The organism is Achromobacter sp. ESBL13 (genome assembly GCF_036668755.1).
GTDB lineage: Bacteria > Pseudomonadota > Gammaproteobacteria > Burkholderiales > Burkholderiaceae_B > Achromobacter.
The window spans coordinates 252,793-265,947 of sequence record NZ_JAZEVT010000006.1 but is presented as its reverse complement, the minus strand read 5'-3'; the positions used below and the strand labels follow the sequence as shown (position 1 = coordinate 265,947).

Sequence of the window (13,155 nt, the reverse complement as noted above, 5' to 3'; positions counted from 1 at the left end):
GTCTACTCGGAAAACCCCAATGAAAATTACGAATGCACGCGTGATTGTTTGTTCGCCGGGCCGCAATTTCGTGACCCTGAAGATAGAAACCGACCAGGGGCTGACGGGCATCGGCGACGCTACCTTGAACGGGCGCGAGATGGCGGTGTCGGCGTACCTGACCGAACACGTGATCCCCTGCCTGATCGGGCGCGACGCGCATCAGATCGAGGATATCTGGCAGTACCTGTACAAAGGCGCGTACTGGCGGCGCGGCCCGGTCACCATGACCGCGATCGCCGCCGTGGACACCGCGCTATGGGACCTGAAGGCCAAGGCGGCCGGCATGCCGCTGTATCAATTGTTGGGCGGCAAGAGCCGCAGCGGCGTCATGGTCTACGGGCACGCCAACGGGTCGGACATCGAGCACACGCTGGACGAAGTGCTGCGCTATGCCGACATGGGCTACCACGCCATCCGTGCGCAAAGCGGGGTGCCAGGGCTGGATAAGGTCTATGGCGTGGGGCGCGGCAACCTGTTCTACGAACCCGCCGACGCCGACCTGCCCAGCGAACATGACTGGTCCACTGAAAAATACCTGCGTCACGCACCGAAGCTGTTCGAGCGCATCCGCGACAAGCTGGGCTTTGAACATCATCTGCTGCACGATGTGCATCACCGCCTGACGCCGATCGAAGCCGGACGGCTGGGCAAGTCGCTGGAACCCTACAGCCTGTTCTGGATGGAAGATGCCACACCGGCCGAAAACCAGGACGCCTTTCGCCTGATCCGGCAGCACACGACCACGCCGCTGGCCGTGGGCGAGATCTTCAATTCCATCTGGGATTGCAAGGACCTGGTGCAGAACCAGTTGATTGACTACATCCGCACCACCGTCGTGCACGCGGGCGGCATCACGCATCTGCGCCGCATCGCGGACCTGGCCTCGCTGTACCAGGTGCGCACCGGTTGCCACGGCGCTACCGACCTGTCGCCGGTGTGCATGGGCGCGGCGTTGCACTTTGACCTGTGGGTGCCCAACTTCGGCATCCAGGAATACATGCGCCACACCGAGGAAACCGACGCCGTCTTCCCGCACGCCTATACGTTCAACCAGGGCATGCTGTATCCCGGCGACGTGCCGGGCCATGGCGTGGACATTGATGAAACGTTGGCGGCCAAGTACCCCTACAAACGTGCCTACCTGCCGGTGAATCGCTTGCAGCAGGACGGCACGCTATGGAACTGGTAGCGGCCGACGCCGCGCGGCTTGCGCCCGAGCGATTGGCGTCATTGCCCGATGCTGTGGCGCGGCCCGCGTATGACCGGGCCGCCTTGCGCGTGGGCATCGTGCACCTGGGCCTGGGGGCGTTCGCGCGCGCGCATCTGGCGGCGGTCAACGAGGCCGCGCTGCATGCGGGCGCGGGCGTGGGGCCAGACCTGGGCTGGGGCATTTGTGGCGTATCGTTGCGGCAGACGGACACGCGCGATGCGCTGGCGCCGCAAGCAGGCTTGTACGCGTTGGCGCTACGCAGTGCTAGCCAGGGCGGCGGTGAGGGCGAGGGCGGGTGCGGCGGTACGGGCATGCGCGGGGACGGCAGCCTGCAACAGCAGATTGCGGTGATCGGCTGCCTGATCGAAACCCTGGTTGCGCCCGAAGATCCCGCCGCCGTGCTGGCGCGCATCGCCCATGCGGACACGCGCATCGTCAGCGTGACCGTGACTGAAAAAGGCTATTGCCACGACCCCGCCAGCGGCCGCTTGAACCTGCAACACCCCGACATCGTGCACGACCTTGCCCATCCGCTGGCGCCGCGCGGCACCATCGCTTACCTGGTGTGGGGCTTGCAGCAGCGACGCGCGGCAGGCAGGGGGCCGATCACCCTGATGTCGCTGGACAACCTGCCCGGCAACGGGCACTTGCTGCGCGGCATGGTGCTGGCGTTTGCGCGGCAGGTTGACCCGGCGCTGGCGGCATGGATCGACGCCTTGTGCGCCTTTCCGTGTTCCATGGTGGACCGCATCGTGCCTCGCACAACCGACGAGGATCGCCGCGCCGTGGCGCGCGCGCTGGGCCTGCACGATGCCTGGCCGGTCGTGGGCGAGCCCTATCTGGAATGGGTGGTGGAAGACCGGTTTGCCGCCGGCCGGCCAAACTGGGCCGCAGGCGGCGCGCGCTTCGTGGCCGATGCCGCGCCGTTTGAAACCTTGAAGCTGCGCACCGTCAACGGCCTGCATTCGGCGCTGGCCTATCTGTCGGTGATGGCGGGCTGGGCGACGGTGGGCGAAGCGATGGCGCAGCCGGCGCTGAAGGCTTATCTGGCCGCGTTGATGCAGGACGAAATCGTGCCGACGTTGCCCACGTTGCCGGGCCTGGACCTGGCGCGTTATCAACAGCGGCTGTTGCAACGCTTCCAGAACCCGGCGTTAAAACACCAGACCCGGCAGATTGCGATGGACGGTACGCAGAAGCTGCCGCAGCGCTTGCTGGACACCGTCCGTGCCCGCTTGGCGGCAGATTTGCCGATCGACAAGCTGGCGCTGGCGGTGGCCGCGTGGCTGCACTTCTTGCGCGGCGTTGACGAGGCGGGGCGGCGTTATGACATCCAGGACCCGATGGCGGCAGAGTTGGCGCAACGGCTTGCCAAGGCGGAGCGTGCCTTCGAGGGCGGCAGCGCGGGGCCGCCCGCCATGCAAGCCTGGACCGAAACGCTGACCGGCGTGACGGCGGTGTTTGGCGACCTGGGCGACGACCCGCGCTTTGTGCGGGCCGTGTCGCAAGCCGCGCATGCGCTGCGCACGCGGGGCGTGGCGGGGGCGCTGAGCACGCAGGGCCTGCTTACGTAGGTGTGCTTACGTAGGCCTGCTTACGTAGGCCTGTTTACGTATGGCCTGTTTGGGTATGGCCTGTTTCCGTAGGCCGTGTTCATCACCCCGGCTTCTTCACCACGATCGTCGCCGTGTCGCTGGTGAACGAGCCGTCGTCCTGCACGTCGAAATGCGCGCGCACCACATCGGGCGCAATGCCGAACATGTGGCGCAACGCCGCGACGAGCGTGTCCGGCGTGCGCATGCGCGTGACCCAGGTCTGGAATTCCAGCGGCAGGCGGCGCGGCGACAGCCCCTGCAAGGTGAAGCCGGCCTCGGTCAGCATCCGCGTCCATTCGGCCACGGAATAGTCGCGCACGTGGGACGTGTCGCGCAGCACTTCAATCGTTTGCAGCCAGGTGTCCAGCAGCGGCTCGCCGGGCGAGACCACGTCCGCAAACACGGCGATGCCGCCCGGCTTGAGCACGCGGAACGCTTCGCGCAGGCCACGGCCGGCGTCCTGCCAGTGGTGGGTGGAATAGCGCGACATCACCACGTCGAATTCGCCATCGGCAAAGGGCAGGTATTCGGCCTTGCCCTGGCGCGTGGCCACGTTGGCCAGCCCGCGCTTGGCGGCTTCGCCGGCCACCACGTCCAGCATCTGCTGGGACAGGTCGTAGGCGGTGACGTGCTTGACTTCGGGCGCCACGTGGAACGTCACGTGGCCGCCGCCACAGCCCAGGTCCAGCACGCGAGCCTGCGGGCGTTCGCGCGCGATGCCGGCCATTTGCAGCAGGTCCTCGCCTTGGGCGTGGACGGCGCTGGTCAGGTACGCGGTGGCGCGGGGGCTGAACTGGCGGTCGACGGCGGCGTCGTGGGTGCTGGCGGTCATGAAATTCCTTGGTTGCGTTGTGCGGGGTGTAAGGTGCAGGCGCTAAGATAGGCCGGCCTTTATACACGTACAAGTCCATTGCTTATCCTGGTATGACTACTTCCCCCCAAAGCGCGGCCAACCAAGATGGATCGCCCCTGCGCCGGCAGGCGTTGGGCGAATTCGTGCGCAGCGCGCGCTCGCGCATCACGCCGCAGATGGCGGGCCTGCCCGAAGGCATGCGGCGCCGCACGCCCGGCCTGCGGCGCGAAGAAGTGGCGCAACTGTGCGGAATCAGCGTCACCTGGTACACGTGGATCGAGCAGGGCCGTGAAGTTTCGGTGTCGCCGTCCGTGTGGTCGCGCATCGCGGGCGTGCTGCAACTGGCGCGCGCCGAACGCGCCTACCTGTTCGACCTTGCCGACTGCGCCGACCCCCAACACGCGCGCGATGACGCGGGCGCCGCGCCCGGCCCCTTGCAGGAATGCGTGGACGCCATCAACGCGCCGGCCTATGTGCTGGACCGCGCGTGGAATGTGCTGGCCTGGAATGAGCCGCTGCGCGACCTGTTCGACAACTGGCCCAAGCGCGATGCCGAACCCAATCTACTGCGCTACATCTTCCTGGACCCGGCCGCGCGTGACCTGGTGGTGGATTGGGACCAGCGGGCGCGCCGCGTCGTGGCGGAATTTCGCGCCGACGCGGGCGCGCATCTGGATGAGCCGGCGGTGCTTGCCCTGCTGGACACGCTGAGTCGCCAAAGCCCGGTGTTCGCCCATTGGTGGACGCGCCACGCGGTGGTGGAACGCGAGGGCGGCTTGCGTGAATTCCAGCATCCGCGCGACGGCAAGCTGGCGTTTCAGCAGATCACGTTCCGGCTGGCCACGCACCCGGACCTGAAACTGGTGATGCTGTTAAGCGGCTCGGCGCCTGAAGACAGATAGTTCGGGGGGGGCGGCGGCGGCGGGCTGCCGTCTGTTCAGGGCTTGGCCGTGGAGAACAGGCTGTCCTGCATGCCCGCGTCGACCAGCCCTTGCAATAGTTTTTTGACCGGCGCGGGTAGCGCCATGGAAGCCAGCTTGTCGGCGGGCACCCAGCGTTCCGGCACGGGGGATTCGCGCAAGCTGGCGGCGCGCACGGGCACCAGCCACGGGCGGATGTGCAGGCGGTAGTGCGTGAACGTGTGGGCGAACGCGGCCAGTTCAAAGCGTTGTTCCGGTTCCAGACCCAGCGCGCGCGAGGCGGCGTCGGGGTCGCCCGCCACATCGAATTCTGGCAGGCTCCACAGGCCGCCCCAGATGCCTGGTTCAGGCCGCTGCTGCAACAGGAAAGCGCCCTGGTGCTGCAACACCAACATGCCGGTCTCGCGTTCAGGAATCGCCTTGCGTACCTTGGGCGTGGGCAGTTCGGCCTGGCGGCCTTCGCGCCGGGCGACGCAGGTGTCCGCCATGGGGCAGCGTACACAGGCGGGCTTGCCGCGCGTGCATAGCGTGGCGCCCAGGTCCATCAAGCCTTGCGTGTAGGCGGCCATGTCCAGCCCGGGGGCGGCTTCGACCTGCGCGTCGGCCAATGCCCACAAGCGGGTTTCGACCTCGCGCTTGGCGGGGTCGCCGTCTATGCCGAAGTGGCGCGTGAAGACGCGCTTGACGTTGCCGTCCAGGATGGGCGAGCGCTCGCCGTAGGCAAACGCGGCGATGGCGGCGGCGGTGGACCTGCCGATGCCGGGCAGCGTGGCGATGGCGTCGGCTGAAGGCGGAAAGCGTCCGTTCCAGTTTTCAGCGATCTGCACCGCGCAGCGATGCAGGTTGCGCGCGCGGGCGTAGTAGCCCAGCCCGGCCCAATACGGCATCACGTCTTCCTGGCTGGCGGCGGCCAGCGCGGCCACGTCCGGAAAACGCTGAAGGAAACGTTCGTAGTACGGGATGACGGTGGCCACTTGCGTCTGCTGCAACATGATCTCGGATAGCCAGATCCGATAGGGGTCACGCGTGTTTTGCCAGGGCAGATCGTGGCGGCCGTGCTGGCGTTGCCAGGCGACGATTCTAGGGGCGAAGTCCATGGCGGCAATTATCGCATCGCCCTATTGCCGGGGTGGGGGCGACCGGTTACAACTATCGGCACTACAGCGCAAACGCGCCACGACTTCACTTTCACGGCCCTTGTTGGCCCGCGTGACCGTCAAGCGAGGCGGCTCGCGAAGCTGGAGGGGGCCTCCAGGATTTTGGAGTACACATGAATGCCCCCCTGCCAGCCGCCGTACGCACGGCGCTTGAATCCGTCCAACTTGACGACAAGTACACCCTGGAATCCGGCCGCGCTTGGATGAGCGGCATCCACGCCCTGGTGCGCCTGCCCATGATGCAGCGCGTGCGCGATGCGCGGGCGGGGTTGAACACCGCGGGCTTCGTGTCCGGCTACCGGGGGTCGCCGCTGGGTGGGGTGGACCAGAACATGTGGAAGGCGGCCAGGCATTTGAAGGCGCACCACATTGAATTCCAGCCGGGCGTCAACGAAGACCTGGCCGCCACGGCGGTCTGGGGGTCGCAACAGGTGAACCTGTTTCCGGGCGCCAAGTACGACGGCGTGTTCGGCATGTGGTACGGCAAGGGGCCGGGCGTGGACCGCTGCGGCGATGTCTTCAAGCATGCCAACGCGGCCGGCACGTCTCGCCACGGTGGCGTGCTGGTGGTGGCGGGCGACGACCACCCCGCCAAGTCCTCGACCTTGCCGCACCAAAGCGATCACATCCTGAAGGCCTGCATGATTCCGGCGCTGTTTCCGTCCAGCGTTCAAGAGGTGCTGGATTACGGGCTGCACGGGTGGGCGATGAGCCGCTATGCGGGTGTGTGGGTAGGCATGAAGTGCATTACCGACATCGTTGAAGTGTCGGCGTCGGTGGACGTGGACCCGCATCGCGTACAAATCCTGTTGCCGGAAGATTTCATCCTGCCGCCCGACGGCCTGAACATCCGGGTGCCGGACACGCCGCTGCAACAAGAGGCGCGGCTGTTGGACTACAAGCTGTACGCGGCGCTGGCGTACGCGCGCGCCAACAAACTGAACCGCGAGCTGTGGCACGTGCCGCAACGCGATGCGCGCTTTGGCATCATGACGTCGGGCAAGGCGTATCTGGACACGCGCCAGGCGCTGTCGGACCTGGGCTTGACCGAGGCGGTGTGCCAGCGCATCGGCCTGCGTTTGTACAAGGTGGGCATGGTGTGGCCGCTGGAGTCCGCCGGCATGCAGCAGTTTGCCGACGGGCTGGACGAGATTCTGGTGGTCGAGGAAAAGCGCCAGGTGCTGGAATACCAGTTGAAGGAAGAGTTGTTCAGCTGGATCGGCAGCGGCAAGAAGATCCCGCGCGTGGTGGGCAAATTCGACGACAAGGATGGCGGGGAGTGGTCGGTGCCGCAGGGCAACTGGTTATTGCCGGCGCATTACGAGTTTTCGCCCGCGATAGTGGCGCGCGCGATCGCGGCGCGGCTGCTGCGATTTGCGTTGCCCGACGATGTGCGCGCGGGCATCGCGGCGCGGCTGCAATTCATCCAGGACCGCGAACAGGCGCTGGCGCGTCCGCGCGTGATGCAGGAGCGCAAGCCGTGGTTCTGTTCGGGCTGTCCGCACAATACGTCGACGCGTTTGCCGGAAGGTTCGCGCGGGATGGCGGGCATTGGCTGCCACTACATGGTGCGGTGGATGGACCGCAATACCGAGGTGTACACGCAGATGGGCGGCGAGGGGGTGCCGTGGATTGGGCAGGCGCCGTTCACGGAAGAAAAACACGTGTTCGCGAACCTGGGCGACGGCACGTATTTCCATTCGGGCCTGTTGGCGATCCGAGCGGCGGTGGCGGCGAAGGTGCCCATTACCTACAAGATCCTGTTCAACGACGCGGTGGCGATGACGGGCGGGCAACCGGTGGACGGGCCCATCAGCGTGCCGATGATCTCGCGCCAGATGGCGGCCGAGGGCATCGAAAAAATCGTGGTGGTCACGGATGAACCGGACAAGTACAAGGACGCACCGGGTTTGGCGCCCGATGTCCCGGTGCTGCATCGTGATGCGCTGGACGCGGTGATGCGCGACTTGCGCGAACATCTGGGCGTATCGGTGCTGATCTATGACCAGACCTGTGCAACGGAAAAGCGGCGTCGCCGCAAGCGCGGCGCGCATGCGGATCCGGCGCGCCGCGTGGTCATCAACGAGCGCGTGTGCGAAGGCTGCGGAGACTGTTCAACGGCGTCGCATTGCTTGTCGGTGGAGCCGTTGGAAACGGAGTTTGGGCGCAAGCGAAAGATCAATCAATCCAGCTGCAATAAGGACTTTTCCTGCTTGAAGGGCTTTTGCCCCAGCTTCGTGACGGTGGAAGGCGGCAAGCTGAAGAAGCCGCGGGCGTTGTCGCGGGAAGGTGTCGTCGATGAGGGTGTGCCGGAGCCGCGCGTGCCGGTGCCGGATCACGCTTATGGCGTGTTTATCGCGGGGGTGGGCGGCACGGGCGTGGTGACGATCGGGCAGTTGTTGGGCATGGCGGCGCATCTTGAGGGCAAGGGCTGTTCGGTGCTGGACATGGCGGGTTTGGCGCAGAAGGGCGGCGCGGTGTATTCGCATGTGGTGCTGGGGCAATCGCCCGAACATTTGTTGAATACGCGCGTGGCGATGGGCGAGGCCGATCTGGTGCTGGCGGGCGACTTGGTTGTGGCGACCAGCGCGGACAGCATGGCGCGGGTGTGCCCGGGCCGCACGAAGGTGCTGTTGAACAGCGACACCGCGCCCACGGCGGCTTTCGTGTCGAACCCGGACTGGACGTTGCCCGGCGCGGATCTGACGGCGGATCTGCAAGCCGCCTGCGGCAAGGACAATCTGTACGCGGTGGATGCGGCGGCGATGGCGGTAGTGCTGCTGGGTGACGCCATCTATTCAAATCCGTTGATGATGGGCTATGCGTATCAAAAGGGCTGGCTGCCGTTGTCACGCCAGGCCTTGCTGCGGGCGATTGAATTGAATGGTCAGCAGGTGGCCAACAATCAGGCGGCGTTTGCGTGGGGGCGGCGCGCGGCGCATGACCCGGCGGACGTGATGCGGCTGATGGCGAACGGCGGGGTGCCGTTGGCGGGGCCGCAAGACATCATCGAGCTTAAGCGGCCGCGCAGCGCGGCGCCGGTCACGGAATTGAAGAAGCCAACCGGGGAGTTGGCGCAGGTGGTGGCGGTGCGCAAGGCGTTTCTGACTGAATATCAGGATGCGGCGTATGCCAAGCAATACACGGACCTAGTGGACAAGGTGGCGCGGGCGGAACAGGAAGCGACGGGCACGCATCGGTTGGCGGTGGCAGTGGCGCGCAACTATTTCAAGCTGATGGCTTACAAGGACGAATACGAGGTGGCGCGGCTGTATTCAGATGGGGAGTTCGTGAAGAAGATCGGGGAACAGTTCGAAGGGGACTGGAAGCTGCACTTCCATCTGGCGCCGCCGCTGTTCTCGCGGCGCGACAAGGCGGGGCATCTGGTCAAGCGTGCTTATGGGCCGGGGATGCTGAAGGTGTTCCGGGTGCTGGCGAAGATGCGGCGGTTGCGGGGGACGCGGTTGGATGTGTTCGGGTATACGGCGGAAAGGCGGGCAGAGCGTGAGCTGATACGGGAGTATCGAGAGACGTTGTCGGCGATTCTGGTGAAGTTGAATCGGGGGAATCTGGAAAGGGCGGTGGCGTTAGCGCGGGTGCCGGAAGAGATTCGAGGGTATGGACATGTGAAGGAGGCGGCGGTGGCGCGGGCGGCTTTGGTGCGGGAGGAGTTGTTGAAGGAATTCAGTGCGAGGGTGGTGGCGATTGGGGTTCGGGCGGCTTGACGGAAAGATTTAGGCTCAGGGGCGGGTTGCTTTTTTTGGGGCGGAGCAGGTTCTTTTGACGCCTGGCGCGGCGGCGGCTCGGGGCGGGCGGGTCAACGATTGCGGTCCGGAGCCTTCGCTCCGGACTGCCCCGTCGTCATCCTCGTTGTCGCCTCCGGCGACTGCCTTCGGATTCCCTCGGGCTTATCGACTCCCCGCCACCCCGCGCCACCACCACGCCAGGCTGCGTCTGTTGACGATGACGGGGGCTGGGGAGAGGGGCGTTCTTTTGGTTCTTGCCCACCGGATGGGGGGCGGAAGGGCTTGCGGGGCCCGCCCCAGGCCGGCCGCGCGGGCGGCCTTTTGGGGCTTACGCGTTTGTAATGCGTCGGGGCGGGGGCGCTGCGCGAATGCCGGGATTGTGGTGCGTCGGGGCGGGGGCGCTGCGTGAATGCGGGGATTGTGGTGCGTCGGGGCGGGGGCGCTGCGCGAATGCGGGGATTGTGGGAGGGGGCGGGGCGCGCTGCGCGCGCGTATGGCGCTGTCGTTGACAGGGGGGCTCTGCGCTTGACCAGGCGCTGCGGTTCGACGTGTGGGTTTGCGTGCGACTTTGGCCGTGCGGTGGGGCGCGCTTGATTTGCTTGGGGCGGGAGTAGCGCCGCGCTTGCGCGCGGGCGCCGGTTTTGCGCCCCGGCCCGCCTTCAGGCGGGCGCGCTCCAACCTTTGGATAGGTCCACGGCTTGGCGCCAGCGTTTCATTCTGGCGTCGCGTACGGCTTGGGGCCAGGTGGGGGTGAAGGTGCGTTCGGCCTGCCATTTGGAGGCGAATTCTTCCAGGTGGCTCCAGAAGCCGACCGCCAGGCCGGCCAGGCCCGCGGCGCCCAGGGCCGTCGATTCGGGCACGCGGGGGCGCACGACGGGGACGCCTAGCAGGTCGGCTTGCATTTGCATCAGCAGGTCGTTGCGGGCGGCGCCGCCGTCTACGCGCAGTTCGGTCAGCGCGATGCCGCTGTCGCCATTCATGCAGGTCAGCAACTCGGCGCTTTGCAGGGCAATGGATTCCAGCGTGGCGCGGGCGATGTGGGCCCGGGTGGTGCCGCGGGTCAGCCCGACCAGGGTGCCGCGGGCGTAGGGGTCCCAGTGGGGGGCGCCCAGGCCGGCGAAGGCGGGCACCATGAAGACGTCGTCGGTGTCGGAGACGCTGGCGGCCAGGGATTCGATTTCTTCGGAGCGTTGGATGATGCCCAGGCCGTCGCGCAGCCATTGCACGGCGGCGCCGGCGACGAAGACGCCGCCTTCCAGCATGTAGGTGGGCTTCCAGTTGCCCGCGCCGGCTTGGGGCAGGCCCCAGCCTACGGTGGACAGCAGGTGGTTCTTGGACTGCACCGGTTGGTCGCCCACATTCATCAGCATGAAGCAGCCGGTGCCGTAGGTGTTCTTTGCCATGCCGGGCGTAAAGCAGGCCTGGCCGAAGGTGGCGGCCTGCTGGTCGCCGGCCACGCCCGCGATGGGGATCGAACCGCCCAGCCATTCGGGCAGGGCGTCGCCCACGACGGCGCTGCTGGGCGCGATCTTGGGCAGTACGCTGCGCGGGATGTTCAGCAAGGCCAGGATGTCGTCGTTCCAGTCTTGCGTGTGCAGGTCGAACAGCATGGTGCGCGATGCGTTGCTGCAATCGGTGCTGTGCACGGCGCCGCCCGTCAGTTGCCAGATCAGCCAAGTGTCGACGGTGCCGAATGCCAGTTCGCCGCGTTCGGCCATCTTGCGGGCGCCCGGCACGTGGTCCAGCAGCCAGGCAAGCTTGGTGCCGGAGAAGTAGGCGTCCACGACCAGGCCGGTGCGCGATTGCAGGAAGTCGGCGTGACCATCACGGCGCAACTGGTCGCACAGGGGGGCGGTGCGGCGGTCTTGCCAGACGATGGCGCGGGCTAGCGGGCGGCCGGTGGCGCGTTCCCAGATCAGCGTGGTTTCGCGTTGGTTGGTGATGCCGATGGCGGCCACGTCGGCGGCGGTGGCGCCGGCATTGCGCAGGGCTTCGCGGGCCACGTCCAGCTGGCTGTGCCAGATTTCGTTGGCGTCGTGTTCAACCCAGCCGGGCCGGGGATAGTGCTGGCGGAATTCACGCTGGCCGACGCCGCGGACCACGCATTCGCGGTCGAATACGATGGCCCGGGAGCTGGTCGTGCCCTGGTCCAGGGCTAGGACAAATTCATTCGTCGTCACTGTTTTTGGCGCCGTTCAGGTGTGCCCCGGCTAGCGGATCGAGGCGTCTAAAAGAAAGGGTCGAGGCCATGCACATCAGCCCGATGACGATAAAGCCGGCGACGACGTCGCTGATCGCCAGCGTGTCGGCACCGCGCAACGTCATGCTGACGTTCAGCGTTACCGCGGCCACTCCTACGCCCAGGCTGATGCCCAGTTGCTGCGCCATGGCGGCAAAGCTGCTGGCGCGGCTCATCTGGGACGGCGGGATGTCGGCATAGGTTAGCGTATTTACCCCGGTGAATTGCAGCGACCGGAAGAAGCCGCCGACAAGCAAAATGGCGATCATCAGCCACACCGGCGTGGTGGGCGTGAAGGTGGCGCAGACCATGATGAACACGCCGGTCAATAGCGCATTCACGGTCAGCACGCGGCGGAAACCGAAGTGCCGGACGATGGGCGTGGCCACGAACTTCATCAGCAGGGCGCCGGCGGCGCTGGCAAAGGTGATAAGGCCCGCTGAAAACGGGGACAGGCCAAAACCGACTTGCAGCAGCATGGCCAGCAAGAAGGGGGTGGCGCCCACGGCAAAGCGGCACAGGTTGCCGCCCAGCGTCGAAATGGCAAAGGTGGGAATCCGCATCAAGGACAGGTCGATGATGGGGTGGTCGATGCGCCGGGCGTGCCAGGCGTACAGGAAACCGCATGCGGCGCCCACGGCGATCAGGCCCAGCAGCATGGGCAGCGGCATGACGTCGCGGCCGATGGCTTCAAAGCCGCTGACCAGCGCGGCCAGGCACACCGCGCTGAGCAGAAAGCCCAGCCAGTCCAGGCGCGGGGCGGATTCTTCCTTGATTTCAGACACATAGCGCAGCACCAGCGCAATGCCCAACACGCCGATGGGGATGTTGATCAGGAAAATCCAGTGCCACGACATGTAGGTGACCATGAAGCCGCCCAGCGGGGGGCCGATCACCGGGCCCAGCAGGGCTGGGATGGACAAAAACGACATGGCCTTGAGCAGGTCCTGTTTGGGCACGGTGCGCAGCAGGATGATGCGGCCCACGGGCACCATCATGGCGCCGGCCATCCCCTGGACGATGCGGGCCACTACCAGTTGGGGCAGGTCCTGCGACAGGGCGCACGCGACGGAACTCAGGGTGAACAGGCCAATGGCGGCAACGAATACGCGGCGGGCACCGTAGCGGTCGGCCGCCCACCCGCTGACCGGCACGAACACGGCCACGGCCAGCAGGTAGGACGTGATGGCCACGTTCAGCCGCACGGGGGTGGACCCCAAGGCCCGGGCCATGGCGGGCAGCGCGGTGGCCACGACCGTGGCGTCCAGCATCTGCATGAACAGCGCGCAGCCGACGATGAAGGGAATCATGCGCGCTGCGCGCACCGCATCCGGGGTTGTAGGGGGTGCGGGATTGGCTGCGGCGGCGGATTCGGCTGACATGGCGGGAGGGG

General features: G+C 66.5%; 8 protein-coding genes. 4 read left to right on the top strand and 4 right to left on the bottom strand.

Going from position 1 to position 13,155, the window contains the following annotated elements:
* Positions 1–19: 19 nt before the first annotated feature.
* Both manD and V6F88_RS22550 read left to right on the top strand, forming a co-directional pair.
* The gene (gene manD / locus V6F88_RS22555) at positions 20–1,231 is read left to right on the top strand and encodes a D-mannonate dehydratase ManD (RefSeq protein WP_332612375.1); all 1,212 of its coding nucleotides are present in this window, start codon (positions 20–22) and stop codon (positions 1,229–1,231) included.
* On the top strand, positions 1,219–2,826 hold the full coding sequence (locus V6F88_RS22550; protein WP_332612373.1) for a mannitol dehydrogenase family protein: 1,608 nt from the start codon (positions 1,219–1,221) through the stop codon (positions 2,824–2,826). Before manD ends, V6F88_RS22550 begins: the two co-directional genes overlap by 13 nt.
* Positions 2,827–2,908: 82 nt before the next feature.
* On the opposite strand, the gene V6F88_RS22545 is transcribed toward V6F88_RS22550, so the two are convergent.
* Positions 2,909–3,679 carry a class I SAM-dependent methyltransferase gene (locus tag V6F88_RS22545; RefSeq protein WP_332612372.1) on the bottom strand — a complete coding sequence of 257 codons (771 nt, stop codon included), beginning with the start codon at positions 3,677–3,679 and terminating at the stop codon, positions 2,909–2,911.
* Between the two features lie 92 nt (positions 3,680–3,771).
* On the opposite strand from V6F88_RS22545, the gene V6F88_RS22540 reads away from it, so the two are divergent.
* Complete coding sequence (locus V6F88_RS22540; RefSeq protein ID WP_332612370.1) at positions 3,772–4,602, top strand: helix-turn-helix transcriptional regulator; 831 nt, start codon at positions 3,772–3,774, stop codon at positions 4,600–4,602.
* Between the two features lie 35 nt (positions 4,603–4,637).
* Here the strand turns inward: V6F88_RS22540 and mutY are convergent, their stop codons facing one another.
* The gene (gene mutY, locus V6F88_RS22535; protein WP_332612369.1) at positions 4,638–5,717 is read right to left on the bottom strand and encodes an A/G-specific adenine glycosylase; all 1,080 of its coding nucleotides are present in this window, start codon (positions 5,715–5,717) and stop codon (positions 4,638–4,640) included.
* 173 nt (positions 5,718–5,890) lie between these two features.
* Here mutY and V6F88_RS22530 point away from each other — a divergent pair, with 173 nt between their 5' ends.
* A complete protein-coding gene (locus tag V6F88_RS22530; RefSeq protein WP_332612367.1) occupies positions 5,891–9,502 on the top strand; it encodes an indolepyruvate ferredoxin oxidoreductase family protein in 3,612 nt (1,203 codons plus the stop codon).
* A gap of 680 nt (positions 9,503–10,182) precedes the next feature.
* Here V6F88_RS22530 and glpK read toward each other — a convergent pair.
* Positions 10,183–11,703, bottom strand: a complete 1,521-nt coding sequence (gene glpK, locus V6F88_RS22525; protein WP_332612365.1) for a glycerol kinase GlpK — start codon at positions 11,701–11,703, stop codon at positions 10,183–10,185.
* Positions 11,690–13,144, bottom strand: a complete 1,455-nt coding sequence (locus tag V6F88_RS22520) for a DHA2 family efflux MFS transporter permease subunit (protein WP_332612363.1) — start codon at positions 13,142–13,144, stop codon at positions 11,690–11,692. Before V6F88_RS22520 ends, glpK begins: the two co-directional genes overlap by 14 nt.
* Between the last annotated feature and the right edge of the window lie 11 nt (positions 13,145–13,155).